Source organism: Blautia sp. DFI.9.10 (assembly GCF_024461705.1).
GTDB classification, from domain to species: domain Bacteria; phylum Bacillota; class Clostridia; order Lachnospirales; family Lachnospiraceae; genus Blautia_A; species Blautia_A fusiformis.
The window spans coordinates 62,296-77,774 of sequence record NZ_JANGAA010000009.1 but is presented as its reverse complement, the minus strand read 5'-3'; the positions used below and the strand labels follow the sequence as shown (position 1 = coordinate 77,774).

The 15,479-nt window shown below is 47.5% G+C and carries 14 protein-coding genes; 13 read left to right on the top strand and 1 reads right to left on the bottom strand.

Annotated features, from left to right (window positions below; translation table 11 throughout):
• The first annotated feature begins 2 nt into the window (after window positions 1-2).
• The 13 genes from priA to lgt all read left to right on the top strand — a co-directional run bounded on the left by priA (window position 3) and on the right by lgt (window position 14,395).
• Window positions 3-2,222, top strand: a complete 2,220-nt coding sequence (gene priA / locus NE671_RS07515) for a replication restart helicase PriA (RefSeq protein ID WP_256163827.1) — start codon at window positions 3-5, stop codon at window positions 2,220-2,222.
• Between the two features lie 12 nt (window positions 2,223-2,234).
• A complete protein-coding gene (gene def, locus NE671_RS07510; RefSeq protein WP_022426881.1) occupies window positions 2,235-2,708 on the top strand; it encodes a peptide deformylase in 474 nt (157 codons plus the stop codon).
• Between the two features lie 12 nt (window positions 2,709-2,720).
• Window positions 2,721-3,665 carry a methionyl-tRNA formyltransferase gene (gene fmt, locus NE671_RS07505; protein ID WP_118623414.1) on the top strand — a complete coding sequence of 315 codons (945 nt, stop codon included), beginning with the start codon at window positions 2,721-2,723 and terminating at the stop codon, window positions 3,663-3,665.
• 6 nt (window positions 3,666-3,671) lie between these two features.
• Window positions 3,672-4,379: a zinc metallopeptidase gene (locus tag NE671_RS07500; RefSeq protein WP_015526118.1), complete on the top strand. Its 708-nt coding sequence runs from the start codon at window positions 3,672-3,674 to the stop codon at window positions 4,377-4,379.
• The gene (gene rsmB / locus NE671_RS07495; protein WP_173740637.1) at window positions 4,375-5,727 is read left to right on the top strand and encodes a 16S rRNA (cytosine(967)-C(5))-methyltransferase RsmB; all 1,353 of its coding nucleotides are present in this window, start codon (window positions 4,375-4,377) and stop codon (window positions 5,725-5,727) included. The genes NE671_RS07500 and rsmB overlap by 5 nt, the downstream gene beginning before the upstream one ends.
• Before the next feature lie 6 nt (window positions 5,728-5,733).
• Entirely contained in the window at window positions 5,734-6,774 is a 1,041-nt protein-coding gene (gene rlmN / locus NE671_RS07490) for a 23S rRNA (adenine(2503)-C(2))-methyltransferase RlmN (RefSeq protein ID WP_015526117.1), read from the top strand.
• Between the two features lies 1 nt (window position 6,775).
• On the top strand, window positions 6,776-7,522 hold the full coding sequence (locus tag NE671_RS07485) for a Stp1/IreP family PP2C-type Ser/Thr phosphatase (protein WP_021651617.1): 747 nt from the start codon (window positions 6,776-6,778) through the stop codon (window positions 7,520-7,522).
• Complete coding sequence (pknB, locus tag NE671_RS07480) at window positions 7,516-9,741, top strand: Stk1 family PASTA domain-containing Ser/Thr kinase (RefSeq protein WP_173733432.1); 2,226 nt, start codon at window positions 7,516-7,518, stop codon at window positions 9,739-9,741. The genes NE671_RS07485 and pknB overlap by 7 nt, the downstream gene beginning before the upstream one ends.
• 2 nt (window positions 9,742-9,743) lie before the next feature.
• Complete coding sequence (rsgA, locus tag NE671_RS07475; protein ID WP_173740615.1) at window positions 9,744-10,622, top strand: ribosome small subunit-dependent GTPase A; 879 nt, start codon at window positions 9,744-9,746, stop codon at window positions 10,620-10,622.
• A 3-nt stretch (window positions 10,623-10,625) separates the two neighbouring features.
• Complete coding sequence (gene rpe, locus NE671_RS07470; RefSeq protein ID WP_015526113.1) at window positions 10,626-11,300, top strand: ribulose-phosphate 3-epimerase; 675 nt, start codon at window positions 10,626-10,628, stop codon at window positions 11,298-11,300.
• Between the two features lie 2 nt (window positions 11,301-11,302).
• Entirely contained in the window at window positions 11,303-11,977 is a 675-nt protein-coding gene (locus NE671_RS07465) for a thiamine diphosphokinase (RefSeq protein ID WP_021651620.1), read from the top strand.
• Window positions 11,978-12,122: 145 nt separating this feature from the next.
• Window positions 12,123-13,220: a redox-regulated ATPase YchF gene (gene ychF / locus NE671_RS07460; RefSeq protein ID WP_022426886.1), complete on the top strand. Its 1,098-nt coding sequence runs from the start codon at window positions 12,123-12,125 to the stop codon at window positions 13,218-13,220.
• Between the two features lie 56 nt (window positions 13,221-13,276).
• Window positions 13,277-14,395, top strand: a complete 1,119-nt coding sequence (lgt, locus tag NE671_RS07455) for a prolipoprotein diacylglyceryl transferase (protein WP_195274321.1) — start codon at window positions 13,277-13,279, stop codon at window positions 14,393-14,395.
• Between the two features lie 194 nt (window positions 14,396-14,589).
• Here the strand turns inward: lgt and NE671_RS07450 are convergent, their stop codons facing one another.
• The gene (locus NE671_RS07450) at window positions 14,590-15,396 is read right to left on the bottom strand and encodes a helix-turn-helix domain-containing protein (RefSeq protein WP_015526109.1); all 807 of its coding nucleotides are present in this window, start codon (window positions 15,394-15,396) and stop codon (window positions 14,590-14,592) included.
• Window positions 15,397-15,479: the final 83 nt, after the last annotated feature.

Below are 15,479 nucleotides of genomic sequence, written 5' to 3'. Positions count from 1 at the left end.
GGATGATCTATGCAGATGTGATCATTGATATTTCTCATGAGAAGCTGGACCGGGATTTTCAGTATCGTGTACCTGAGGAACTGGCACAGGCAATAAAACCCGGAGTTGTGGTCACAGTGCCCTTCGGAAAGGGAAATACCCTTCGGAAAGGCTATGTGACCGGGATCTCCGGAACGGCAAAATATGATGCGTCAAAGCTCAAGGAGATCCGGGGTGTGTCCACAGACAGTGAGACAACAGAATCCCGGCTGATCGCACTTGCGGCCTGGATGAAGGAGACCTATGGCTCCACCATGATCCAGGCACTGAAAACAGTTCTGCCTGTGAAAGACAAAGTCCGTGCAAAAGAGAAAAGGCTGATCTTTTTTACAGGAAAAAAGGAAGAGGGGCAGGCACTTTTAGGCGAGCTGGAAGGCAGCCGCTTTAAAGCACGTGAGCGGTTCCTGCGGGCGATCCTGGAGGCCGGGAGCCTGGATTATACCTATGCCTCCAAAGAGCTTGGTGCCGGCATTTCCGTTCTTGATTTTTTTGAAAAAAAAGGTCTGATAACTATTGAAAGTCAGGAAATGTATCGCATTCCCGAGGGAATCGGCCTGGTGAAGGAGGACATGGAGCTGAGTCTGAACCAGGAACAGCTTCTGGCGGCAGAGCAGATCTTTCGGGAATGGCAGGAGCCGGATCCAAGACCTGCGCTTCTTTTCGGAGTGACCGGAAGCGGAAAGACGCAGGTTTATATGCGACTGATCCAGAAGGTGCTGGAGGAGGGAAAACAGGCGATCGTGCTGATCCCTGAGATCGCACTTACCTATCAGACAGTCCGGCGCTTTTATGCCATGTTCGGAGATAAGGTTTCGGTTCTGAACTCCAGACTTTCCCAGGGAGAACGCTATGATCAGTTCAAAAGAGCAAAACGTGGTGAGATCCAGGTGATGGTAGGACCCAGATCTGCATTGTTCACGCCATTTGCAGATCTGGGGCTGATCGTTATCGACGAAGAGCATGAACCCACCTACAAAAGTGAGAATACGCCAAGATATCATGCCCGTGAGACCGCTATTGAGAGGGCACGGATGGAACATGCCCGTGTGGTCATGGGATCAGCTACTCCGTCATTGGAAGCCTACAGTCATGCCTGTGACGGAGAATATCTTCTGGTAAAGTTAAACGCACGTTATGAAGAAAGGCCGCTTCCGCAGGTATCGATCGTGGATCTTCGGGAAGAATTAAAGAAAGGGAACCGCTCGGTACTGAGTCTGGAGCTGAAAAGGGATCTGGAGCAGGTCCTTGAAAGAAGGGAACAGGCCATGCTGTTTCTGAACCGGAGAGGATATGCGGGCTTTGTTTCCTGCAGAGCCTGCGGCCACGTTATGAAATGTCCCCACTGTGATGTGTCTCTAAGTGAACACAATGGCAATCGTCTGATCTGTCATTACTGCGGCTATGAGACTGTGAAGCCGGAAATCTGTCCATCCTGTGACTCACCGCACATTGGTGGATTTAAGGCAGGAACCCAGCAGATCGAGAAGGTCATTGAAAAAGAATTCCCGAAAGCCAGGGTACTCCGAATGGATTTTGATACCACAAGGACCAAGGACAGCTATGAGAAGATCCTGGATTCTTTTGCAAAGCATGAGGCAGATATTCTGGTGGGGACCCAGATGATCGTCAAGGGACATGATTTTCCGGATGTGACCCTGGTAGGAGTGATCGCAGCAGATCTTTCACTGAATATGGATGACTATCACTGCGGGGAGCGTACATTCCAGCTTCTGACTCAGGCAGTTGGACGTTCCGGCAGAGGTAACCGCCCGGGGCAGGCGGTGATCCAGACATATCAGCCGGAGCATTACAGTATCCAGGCTGCAGCTATTCAGGATTATGAGAAATTTTATAAAGAAGAAATGGGGTACCGGATGCTTCTGGATTATCCGCCAGCAGCCCATATGATGACTGTTTTTGGCGCCTGCCAGGATGAAGAGCTTCTGAAAAATGCCATGTATTATATAGAAGTTTTTATCCGCAGGGTAAGTCCGAAGGAAGAGCTTCACATGATCGGACCTGCAGCTGCATCGGTAGGCAAGGTAAAGGATGTTTATCGTCAGGTGATCCATCTGAAGCACAGAGATATCAGCTTTCTCACCGCAGTCAGAGAGAAGCTGGAGAAATATATAGAGATAAATTCCGGATTCCGGAAAATATACATTCAATTTGATATGAATTAAAGGAGAAGAAAAATGGCACTTAGAACAATCCGTGTACAGGGGGATTCTGTACTGACAAAAAAATCCCGGACAGTAGACAAAATGACACCGAGGATCGGGGAACTGATCACAGATATGCTGGATACCATGTATGATGCAATGGGTGTTGGCCTCGCTGCACCACAGGTAGGAATCCTGAAACGTATCGTTGTCATCGATGTAGGTGAGGGCCCGATCGTGCTGATCAATCCGGAGATCCTTGAGACAAGCGGCGAGCAGACCGGTGACGAGGGATGCCTGAGCGTTCCGGGAATGGCAGGACAGGTAACACGTCCGAACTATGTGAAGGTAAAAGCACTTGATGTAAATATGGACGAACAGATCTACGAGGGAGAGGGCCTTCTGGCAAGAGCGTTCTGTCATGAGATTGACCATCTGGATGGAAAAATGTATACAGAACTTGTGGAGGGAGAACTTCACAAGGTAACTTATGATGAAGAAGACTAAAGGCGGGATACTATGAAGATTATTTATATGGGAACTCCGGACTTTGCGGTGGCGCCTCTTGCAGCACTGGCAGAGAACGGATATGAAGTGGAGGCTGTGATCACACAGCCGGACAAACCGAAGGGCAGAGGCAAAACTATGATGCCTACTCCTGTAAAAGAAGAAGCACTGAAACACGGGATCCCAGTACTGCAGCCGGTGAAGGTAAGAGATCCTGAATTTGTGGAAGAACTGAAAAATCTTGCACCGGACATCATCATTGTTGCGGCATTCGGGCAGATCATTCCAAAGAGCATCCTGGATATGCCGAGATTCGGATGTATCAATATCCATGCGTCTCTGCTTCCTAAATATCGTGGAGCTGCACCGATCCAGCAGGCGGTGATCGACGGTGAAAAAGAATCCGGCGTTACCATTATGCAGATGGGAACCGGTCTGGATACCGGTGATATGATTTCCAGGATCGTGGTTCCGCTTGCCAAAGATGAGACAGGTGGAAGCTTGTTTGATAAGCTCGCACAGGCAGGTGCAGAGCTTCTGGTACAGACCTTACCGTCCATTTTTGACGGAACTGCAACCCGCGAGAAACAGCCGGAGGAGAGTCCAACACCATATGCTGCCATGATCTCCAAAAAAATGGGGCTTCTGGATTTCAGCAAAAATGCGGAAGAACTGGAGCGTCTGGTAAGAGGCCTTGATCCATGGCCAAGCGCTTTTACCTTTATCAATGGAAAAACATTGAAGGTCTGGAAGAGCTCTGTTCTGGAAAAACAGGCACAGGAAGCACCGGGAACTGTGATAGCCGCTGACAAAGGAGGAATCCAGGTAGCATGCGGCCAGAAGGTACTCGTGCTTCATGAAGTGCAGCTGGAAGGCAAAAAACGCATGGAAGCGGATGCGTTCCTTCGGGGATATCAGTTGAAACCAGGAGACATGTTCAGAGATTCCAGGGAGTGATGAGTTATGTACGGATATGGTTATTACGGATGGGGAATGGACCCCACGATTCTTTTGCTCGTGATCGGAATGCTTCTTTCTCTTGCGGCATCCGCGAAGCTGCGCAGTACCTTTGCAGTCTATAAAAAGGTCCGGAGTCATTCAGGTATCACCGGTGCGGAAGCTGCACAGAGGATCCTGAGAGCGGCTGGGATCACAGACGTACAGGTGGTTCCGATCCGCGGAAGTCTTACGGATCACTATGATCCGAGAACGAAAACGGTTTCCCTTTCAGAAGATATTTATGGAAGAAATTCTCTGGCGGCTGTGGGGGTGGCAGCACATGAATGTGGCCATGCGATCCAGGATGCGATCAATTATGCACCACTGAATATCCGTTCAGCCATTGTACCTGCCGCAAATATTGGTTCCCAGCTTTCATGGCCGCTGTTTATCGCAGGACTGATCTTTTCCATTGATCCGCTGGTAACTCTGGGAATTGTTTTGTTTTCACTGGCAGTACTGTTTCAGCTGGTGACACTTCCGGTTGAGATCAATGCGTCTTCCAGAGCGCTTAAAATGCTGGAAAGTACAGGTATCTTAGGTGCAGATGAAAAAAAGGGTGCAAGAAAAGTACTTACAGCGGCAGCGCTTACCTATGTAGCAGCTCTGGCGGCATCTATTCTGCAGCTTCTGAGACTGATTATCCTTGCAGGAGGTAGAGATCGTGATTAGCAGCGGAGTAAATACCAGAGAACTGATCCTTGAGATCCTGTTACAGATCGAGGAGGAGGGTGAGCACAGCCATATTGCGATCCGGAATGCGCTTTCCAAATATCAGTTTCTTCCGAAACAGGAACGTAGCTTTATTACAAGAGTATGTGAGGGAACCCTGGAATACAGGATCTATATTGATTATGTCATCGATTCTTTTTCCAAGGTTTCTGTAAACAAGATGAAACCGCAGATCCGTGAGATCCTGAGAAGTGCGGTATATCAGCTGAAATTTATGGACAGTGTTCCGGACAGTGCAGTATGCAATGAAGCGGTAAAGCTGGCACAGCGAAAAGGCTTTTATAATCTAAAGCCCTTTGTCAACGGGGTGCTCCGTACGATCGCAAGAGAGATCGGTGATCTGGAGCTTCCTTCCAGGGAAGAAAACGAAGTCCGTTATCTTTCTGTGAAATATTCCATGCCGGAATATCTGGTAGAAAAATGGAAAGCAGCCTACGGAGTGAAGACTACGGAGAAGATCCTGGAGGATTTTCTGACAGAAAGACCGATCACAGTACGGTGCCGTACTCATAAGGCGTCTCTGAGAGAGATCGTCACCAGTTTGAAGTCTCAGGGAGTGACAGTAGAACAGGCTCCTTATCTTCCCTATGCACTGAAGATTTCCGATTACAATCATATTTTGACACTTGAGACCTTCCTTCAGGGAAAGATCCTGGTGCAGGATGTAAGCTCTATGCTTGTAGCGGAAGCTGCAAGTCCGAAAAAAGGTGACCATATCATCGACATGTGCGCTGCACCAGGTGGAAAAAGCATCCATGCGGCAGACAAAATGGGGGATTACGGAAATGTGGATGCCAGAGATGTAAGTCAGTATAAGGCAGATCTTATCAAAGAAAACATCCACAGGACCGGAGTGATCAATGTGGAATCCAGAGTTCAGGATGCAACGGTATATGATCCGGATTCCGAACAGGCTGCGGATATTGTGATCGCGGATGTACCGTGCTCCGGTTATGGAGTTATCGGCAAGAAACCGGAAATCAAATACCGGGCAACTCCGCAGAAACAGGAAGAGATCGTAATGCTCCAGAGAATGATCCTGGATAAGGCTGCAAAGTATGTGAAACCGGATGGAACGCTGATCTTCAGCACATGTACCATTGCCCGGGAAGAAAACGAAGAAAATGTATTATGGTTTTTAAAGAATTATCCGTACCGGCTGGAAAGCCTGGATCCGTATATTCCGGAGGAACTGCACTGTAAATCCACGAAGCTTGGCTATCTGCAGCTTCTGCCGGGAATACATAAGACAGATGGATTCTTTATTGCCAGATTCAGAAGGAAATAGCAGAAAATGACAGATGTAAAATCCATGACCATGGAGGAATTGAAGGAATTCATGACAAAGATCGGTGAAAAGCCTTTCCGGGCGAAACAGATCTATGCATGGCTTCACCAGCAGCTGGTTACCTCCTGGGATGAAATGACAAATCTTTCCAAAAGCCTCAGGGAAAAGCTTTCGGCTTATCCGATCACAGCACTGACCCAGGCAGATGTAAGGATCTCAAAAATTGACGGAACCAGAAAATATCTGTTCCAGCTGGAAGATGGAAATGTGATCGAGAGTGTTCTCATGCGGTATCACCACGGAAATTCTGTGTGCATTTCTTCTCAGGTGGGCTGCCGTATGGGATGCAGATTCTGTGCATCTACCATCGGAGGACTGACCAGATGCCTGAAACCGTCCGAGATGCTGGATCAGATTTACCGTATCCAGGCAGATACCGGCGAACGTGTGGCCAATGTAGTTGTGATGGGAACCGGTGAGCCGATGGATAATTATGACAATCTTGTCCGTTTTGTCCGGATCCTTACCGACGAAAACGGTCTTGGGATCAGTCAGAGAAATGTGACGGTTTCTACCTGTGGGATCGTGCCGAAGATGTATGATCTGGCTGAAGAAAAGCTTCAGATCACTCTGGCACTTTCCCTTCATGCTCCAAATGATGAAAAACGACAGGAACTGATGCCGATCGCGAATAAGTATTCCATGGATGAGGTTCTGGATGCCTGCAGAAATTATTTTGACAAAACAGGCCGAAGGATCACCTTTGAGTACAGTCTTGTAGCCGGCGTCAACGACAGTGAAGAAGATGCGAGACAGCTGGCAGGCCGTATAAAAGGCATCAATTGCCATGTAAATCTGATTCCGGTCAATCCCATCAAGGAACGCTCCTATGTGAGGTCTACTCGACAGGCTGTGGAGAATTTCAAAATAAAACTTGAAAAATACGGAATTAATGTTACTATTAGAAGGGAAATGGGCAGCGATATCGACGGTGCCTGTGGACAGCTAAGAAAAAGTTACATGGAAAAAACAGAAAGCGAGAAGTGACATGAGGATATACTCAGCTACTGATGTAGGGCAGAAGCGGAAGATGAATCAGGATTACGTGTTTGCATCTGAAGGTCCGGTTGGAAATCTGCCTAATCTTTTCACAGTCGCGGACGGAATGGGCGGACATAACGCCGGTGACTATGCATCCTCACATGCAGTACGGATCCTTGTGGATGAAATCCGTGAAGATGCGGATTACAATCCTGTGAAGGTTATTCGTCATGCGATCGAAGCTGCGAACACGGAGATCAGAAACCGTGCGCAGGAAGACGAAAACCTCCGGGGCATGGGAACCACTATGGTGGTGGCGACTATTGTAGATCAGTATGCCTATGTAGCCAATGTGGGTGACAGCCGTTTATATGTGATCCAGGACGGGATCCGCCAGGTCACCAGAGATCATTCCCTGGTACAGGAAATGGTGAGAATGGGCGAGATCAGCGAAGCGGAAGCACGGAATCATCCGGATAAGAACATCATTACAAGGGCACTTGGCGCGGAGAAAACGGTGGATGTGGATTTCTTTGATCTGAAACTTGAAAAAGGATGTACGATCCTGATGTGTTCAGACGGTCTCAGCAATATGGTTGAAGATGAGAAGATCCAGGAGATCATATCCGATCCGGAAGCAGATATTGATCAGAAGGGCAGTGCGCTCCTTCGGGAAGCAAATCAGAATGGTGGTAAGGATAATATTGCAGTCGTACTGGTAGAGCCATTCACGAATGAGGTGGAAGCATGTTGAAGACGGGAATGATCATAGCCGAGCGCTATGAGATCGTAGGAAAAATCGGAACTGGCGGAATGGCAGATGTCTATAAGGCTATGGACCATAAGCTGAACCGTTTTGTTGCAGTGAAGGTCCTGAAACCGGAGTTTCGGGAAGACACCACGTTTATAAAGAAATTCAGAAGTGAGGCCCAGGCGGCAGCTGGTCTTACACATCCGAATATCGTCAATGTATTTGACGTAGGAGATGACGGCGGTGTTTATTACATTGTTATGGAACTGATCGAGGGTATCACTCTGAAGGAATACATCTCCAAGAAGGGAAAGCTTTCCATTAAAGAGGCTACAAGTATCGCAATCCAGGTTTCTATGGGTCTGGAGGCGGCACACAGCCATGGTATCGTTCACAGAGATGTGAAACCCCAGAATATCATTATCTCCACAGATGGTAAAGTAAAGGTGACAGACTTTGGAATTGCCAGAGCTGCATCTTCCAATACGATCAGCTCCAATGTAATGGGATCTGTACATTACAGCTCACCTGAGCAGGTGAGAGGCGGATACAGCGATGAGAAGAGCGATATCTATTCTCTTGGAATCACACTGTATGAGATGGTCACAGGAAGAGTTCCTTTTGACGGAGATACCACTGTGGCGATCGCTATCAAGCATCTGCAGGAAGAGATGGTTCCGCCAAGTGTTTATACACCGGACCTTCCGTACAGTCTGGAGCAGATCATTCTGAAATGTACACAGAAAAGTGTAGATCGTCGTTACAGCCGTATGGAGGATGTGATCGCAGATCTGAAGCATTCTCTGATCGATCCCCAGGGTGATTTTGTAAAGCTTACTACAGTTGACAACGATGCCAAGACGGTTGTGATCTCAGAAGAAGAGCTTGGTGAGATCAAACATACACCGAAGCAGATCACAAAACCGGAGATCACCGCACTTGAGGAAGAAAAATACGACGATAACGATTACGATGATGCAGAGGAAGAATACAGACCGAGATCCGAGCATAGATCCGGAAAGAAAAAGAAGCATCATGGTTCCGGAAGAGGCCTGACGATTGCGGCACTGATCGGAGGTGCAGTCCTTCTGATCGTTCTTGTGGTAGTGCTTGGACGTGCCGCAGGACTGTTTGGAACCGGCAGCAGCGGAGCTGCAGACAGCAGCAAGGCAGAAGCGAAGCAGGAATCAGCAGCTGACGGTCTGGCAACTGTTCCTGATCTTGTAGGCAAGACAGAGGAAGAGGCTAAAACACTTGCAAACGATGCGCATCTGGGTGTCCAGATGGCCGGTGAGGAGGCATCCGATCAGGAAAAAGGCAGGATCTCCCGTCAGGAGACAGCTGCGGGAACACAGGTTGAAGCCAATACAACTGTGAAATACTGGGTAAGCACCGGAACAGCACAGGTTACGATCCCAGATCTGGATGGACGTACAGGAATCGATGCACAGCAGACTCTGGAAGATCTTGGACTTCAGGTAAATGTCCAGAAAGAATACAGCGACACAGATGACAACGGATATGCGCTGGTAGATCCGGGATATGTTTACAATGTCGAACCGGCAGCAGGTACTTCTGTGCAGGCAAGCTCTTCTGTAACACTGACAGTCAGTCGAGGGGTTGATTATGGCGATAATGCTGAGGTTCCGAGTGTTGTAGGAATGACCAAGGATGATGCGCTTACTACTTTAGGGAAATTTATTGATATCCAGATAACAGAACAGCAGAGTACAGAAGCTGCAGGTACAGTTATCGCACAGGATCCGGAAGCCTATGCGGCAGCAGACCCGGATCAGCCGATCAGCATTACCATCAGCTCCGGTGACAAGGCTCCATCCACAGACAGCGCAGCATCTGCAGATAGTACAGCATCTACAGACAGTACAGCATCTACAGACAGCACAGCATCTGCGGACAGCACAGTATCCACAACTACATCTACAGCAGATGTCAATGCAAACACAGGCTGGAAATGTACACAGACACTGGATACTCCGTCCGGCTACAATGGAGGCGCGATCCGTCTGGAATTGATCCAGGACGTAAACGGTGAGCCTAAGGCATCCACCATCATTGATGGACAGAATATCAGCTTCCCGTATCAGCTTGATATCTCAGGTGCTGAGGGCGTTACCTCAGGAACCATCTATCTCTATGAAGAGGTAGACGGGGATTATCAGCAGCTTGGAACCTACACGGTTACATTCAAGAAAGCTGAGTGATCATGCAGGGAAAGATAATCAAAGGTATTGCCGGATTCTACTACGTATATGCAGAAGACGGTAATACATATGAATGCAGAGCCAAGGGAATTTTCCGTAAGGATAAATTCAAGCCTCTGGTAGGTGACAATGTGGACATTACAGTTCTGGATGAAAAGGAACTGGAGGGAAGTGTGACGGAGATCCACAAGCGGAAGAATTCTCTGATCCGTCCGGCTGTGGCCAATGTAGATCAGGCACTGGTGATATTTGCCATGGATAATCCGAAGCCGAACTTCATGCTTCTGGATCGTTTCCTCATTATGATGGAGAGGGAAGGTGTTCCGGCAGTCATCTGTTTTAACAAAAAAGATCTGGCAACAACGGAAGAGCTGGAATTTCTCTATGAAACATACCAGAGCTGCGGCTATCAGGTGATCCTGTCAAGTGCCCTGAAGAGAGAAGGACTCGACGAGATCGAAGAAGTGCTTCAGGGCATGACAACTGTGGTTGCCGGCCCATCCGGCGTGGGAAAATCTTCTCTTACAAATTCCCTTCAGGAAGAAGTGGAGATGGAAACCGGTGAGATCAGCCGTAAGCTGAAACGGGGAAAACATACTACGCGCCATGCACAGATCATACCGGTGGCACAGGATACATTCCTTGTGGATACACCGGGATTTTCCTCCTTATATATTGAAAATATGGAGGAGCAGGAACTGAAGGATTACTTTCCGGAGTTCCGAAGATATGAAGGACAGTGCCGCTTTCAGGGGTGCCGTCACATACATGAACCGGGCTGCGCTGTTAAGGAAGCCCTTGAGAACAATGAGATCAGCAGACTCCGATATGAAGATTATCTGGAGCTGCACCAGGAATTAAAAGAGAAAAGGAGATACTGAGTCATGGAATACCGATTGTGCCCGTCGATCTTATCAGCAGATTTTAACAGACTGGGAGAACAGATCAAAATTCTGGAAAAGGAAGGCGTTGAATATCTGCATATTGATGTTATGGATGGAGATTTTGTTCCCAGCATTTCTTTTGGAATGCCGGTGATCAAATCGATCCGGAAAGAATCCAACATGTTTTTCGACGTACATTTGATGGTAACAGAACCGGAAAGATATATCCGCGATTTTGTAGAATGCGGAGCAGATTCCATTACTGTACATGCGGAGGCATGTGAGGATCTGGAGCGTACACTGGAGCAGATCAGGGCAGCAGGGGTAAAGGCGGCAGTTTCGATCAAGCCATCCACACCGGTAAATGACATCAGCCATCTTCTTGAAGATGTGGATATGGTGCTGATAATGACTGTTCAGCCAGGATTTGGCGGACAGAAATACATGGACGAATGCACAGAGAAGATCCAGGAGCTTCGTGAGCTTATTGATGAAGAAGAGCTGGATGTTGATATCCAGGTAGATGGTGGTATCAATGATGATACACTGGAGACGGTTATGCGTGCCGGTGCAAACCTCATGGTCGCAGGTTCCTGGGTATTTAAGGGCGATGTGGCAGCCAATGTAAGACACATTACAGAAAAAATCCACAATATCAAAAAAGAGCTGGACTGAAAATGATCGATACAATAATAATCAGCGGGGGCAATATCCAGAATGGTTTTGCCCTCGATTTTTTAAAAAAAAGAATAGAAGAAAGCCGAGGAGAGAAAATCACTCTTGTTGCTGCAGATAAGGGGATGGAATGGTTTATGAAAAACCGGGAATTTATTCCGGATCTTGCAATTGGGGATTTTGACAGTCTTTCCGAAGAAGGCCAAAAATATATGGAAAGCCTGAAGGGACCGGAGATCATCAGGCTGAAGCCAGAGAAGGATGATTCGGATACACAGTCTGCGGTAAACCAGATGATCCGCAAGGGTGCAAAGGATATCCTGATCCTGGGAGCTACCGGCACAAGGCTGGATCATGTGCTGGCGAATCTGGGACTGCTTTCCATGGGTAAGGAACAGGGCGTTCGTATTGCGATCGCAGATCAGTGGAATTATATCACACTTGCAGAAAGCGGAACCATACTGCACAGAGAGGAGCAGTTTGGAAAATATGTTTCATTCTTTACTGTGGGAGGTGATGTGACAGGCCTCACTCTGAGGGGATTTAAGTATCCGCTGAACGGATATCATCTGACAGTAGAAGACAGTGGCCTGACCGTCAGCAATGAGATTTCGGAAGAAACCGCAGAGATCCTGTATGAAAGCGGGCAGCTTCTGATGATCATGTCCAGGGACTGACAGTAACAATAAATGCCTCACAGTTGCGATTTCAGGCTGTGTATGGTAATATGGGACAGGGATGGCCTGAAAAACGGAAAGGCCTGTTTAAAGAGTATCTGAAAAATACTGTAAATAAATATATCGAAAGGACGTATATAGAGAGATGAAATTAGGAATCGTAGGTCTTCCTAACGTAGGAAAAAGTACATTATTCAATTCACTGACAAAAGCCGGAGCAGAATCCGCAAACTATCCGTTCTGTACTATCGACCCCAATGTGGGTGTTGTAACCGTTCCGGATGAGAGACTGAATCTTCTCGGAGATTTTTATAAATCAAAAAAAGTAACACCGGCAGTGATCGAATTCGTCGATATTGCAGGTCTTGTAAAAGGCGCATCTAAGGGAGAGGGACTTGGAAACCAGTTCCTTGCAAATATCCGTGAGGTAGATGCTATCGTTCACGTGGTACGCTGCTTTGAGGATTCCAATGTTGTTCATGTAGATGGAAGCATTGATCCGCTCCGCGATATCGAGACTATTAATCTGGAGCTTGTTTTCTCTGATCTTGAGATCCTCGAGAGAAGAATTGCCAAGGTTACCAAGACTGCACGTATGGATAAGGAAGCTGCCAAAGAGCTTACATTTCTTGAAAAAGTAAAGGCGCATCTGGAAGAGGGACAGCTTGCCATTACTCTGGAAACAGAGAACGAAGATGAGGATGCATGGCTTGCAACCTATAATCTTCTTACTGCAAAACCGGTGATCTATGCGGCTAACGTTGCAGAGGATGATATCGCAGATGATGGGGCGAACAATCAGTATGTACAGGCAGTACGTGAATATGCTGCCAAACAGAACAGCGAGGTATTTGTGATCTGTGCGCAGATCGAGGAGGAGATCTCCGAGCTGGATGAGGATGAGAGAAAGATGTTCCTTGAGGATCTGGGACTGACAGAATCCGGCCTGGAGAAGCTGGTGCGCGCAAGCTATCACCTTCTTGGCCTTATGAGCTTCCTGACAGCCGGAGAGGATGAGACAAGAGCATGGACTATCAAGATCGGAACCAAGGCACCGCAGGCAGCAGGTAAGATCCACACAGACTTTGAACGTGGATTTATCAAAGCAGAGGTTGTGAATTATCAGGATCTTCTGGATTGCGGTTCCTATGCAGGTGCCAGAGAGAAGGGCCTTGTACGTATGGAAGGAAAAGAGTACGTTGTACAGGACGGAGATGTGATCTTATTCAGATTTAACGTGTGATCACCAACGTCTGTGAAATACCGGCTGTAAGCTGAAAAATTATAACAGGTGATTTTATGGATATGTCAATTCGGTTTCCCGGATTAAATCTGGTTTTGGATCATGTGCCGAGATCCTTTGAAATCTTTGGCTTTGAGATCACGATCTATGGCGTCCTGATCGCGATAGGAATGCTTCTGGGAATCTTTTTTGTGGTACTGGAAGCCAGAAGAAATCATGAAGATCCGGATGCATATCTGGATCTGGCCATCATAACGCTGCTTTCCGGTGTGGCAGGGGCAAGGCTGCTTTATGCGGCTTTTTCCTGGAGCTTTTATAAAAATGATCCGGGACAGCTTCTGAATATACGGTCCGGAGGACTTATGTTTTATGGCGGACTTCTGGGCGGTGTGCTGGGTGGTGCGGTCTACTGCAGGATCCGAAAGAAATCCTTCTGGCAGATGGCAGATCTTGCCTGCATGGGACTTCTGATCGGGCAGATAATAGGAAAGTGGGGAAGCTTTTTTAACAGAGAATCTTTCGGGGAATATGCAGACAACATTTTTTCCATGCAGCTGCCGCTGACTGCGGTACGGGCAGGAGAGGTCACCACGGCTATGCGTGAAAAGCTTCAAACCGTGGACGGTGGTACCTGGATTTTGGTACAGCCCTTGTTTTTCTATGAAAGTCTCTGGTGTCTGCTTGTGCTTTTGATGCTTATGATGCTGCTTCGCAAAAAAGTATTTCAGGGAGAGATCTTTCTGAGATATCTGGCAGGCTATGGTCTTGGAAGAGCAGTGATCCAGTGGTTCCGCACAGATAAAATACTGTTTCCGGGAACCGGCGTGGATGTTTCACTGGTGATCTCGGTAATACTTTTTGTTCTTTGCACCGTGGTAGTTGCAGTGAAACGCGTGATGTCCAGAAAGCGGGCAAAAGTACGGATGAGAAGGATCGAGAAAGATCAGCAGGCAGAGAAAGAAGCGGAACAGCAACGGGAAAATGTAGCAGAGAATCTGGAAACAGAGACTGTACAGGGAGAAAAAAATGGATCAGAACGAGATACAGAAGAAAGAGGAAGCTCTTCGGAAAGCGTCACTTTTGCAGCAGCTGCAGGAGGAACGGAAGAAGCTGGACAGCCAGATCAGGAGCAGGAGCGATCTTCTGAAGAATCTGGAGGCCAGCCAAAGAGTTGACCGTATTCTGGAATTATATTACGGAAACTGAGAGCAAACAGATATAGGATACAGATGCTTTTGTCTGATGGATCAGAATATAGGATAGGATACCGGCATTTGGCTGATAAGAGCAGCAGAAAACTGCCCTGCAGGAAAACGTCTTCTACGACGTTTCCGGCAGGGCAGTTTTTGTGCTGTGCAGTAGGAATATATCAGTACATCTTTCGGAAATCCAGAGGAGTTGTGCCTGTGACTTTACGGAACATGGCGATAAAGTGGCTGGCATCGGAAAATCCGGAAGCGCCGGCAACATCCTGGATCTTCATATCCGGTCTGGAAAGCAGAAGCTCCCGGGCGCGGCTGATGCGGTACATGGTAACGTACTCGTAAACCGAGCAGCCCATAAAACGGCGGAACAGACGGGAAAGATACTGCGGAGAGACAAAAACGCTCCGGCTCAGCTGCGCTGCAGTGATATCCTGCTGATAACCGGTTTCGATTTCTTTTATTACCGGGATCACATATCTCTGGTAGAGCGGATTATCCTGTATCTTCGGAGAAGCTGCACAGTCTGTAAAATTCATAAGAAAATTATAGCAGTCGGAAGAAAGAGATTTCATATCCGGTGTGGGCTGATGATATTTACGCAAGGTAGAAGAAATCATTTTCCGGATACTGGCTCCTTGTTCCTTTTCGATAAGGATCACTTCCTGGTTGTCTGTCATGGAAGGAATGCTGCCTGCCAGTGTTCCTGTGAAGGTGGCAAACATCGTGGTCCAGGAAGTAGACTCCCTGTGATAGGAATGAGGGACACCGGGGGCGATGAGGATGCCCTCGTTGGCTCCGAGAGTATAAAATTTTCCACGGACTTCAATGCGTCCGGTACCCTTTTCAGTCTGGAGGTAATGATAATACGGATATCCGTCCGGACGGAAGATATTAACCTGATTCCAGTGGTTCCCAAGAGATTCAAACATGAAGGGAGCACTGACCGGAGTGTTTCTGAAATAGATCGACATGATATTCACCTGTTTCTAAATGTTATATATTTTGGCGAAACATATTATACCATAATCCGGTGGATTATACTATAATGATCATA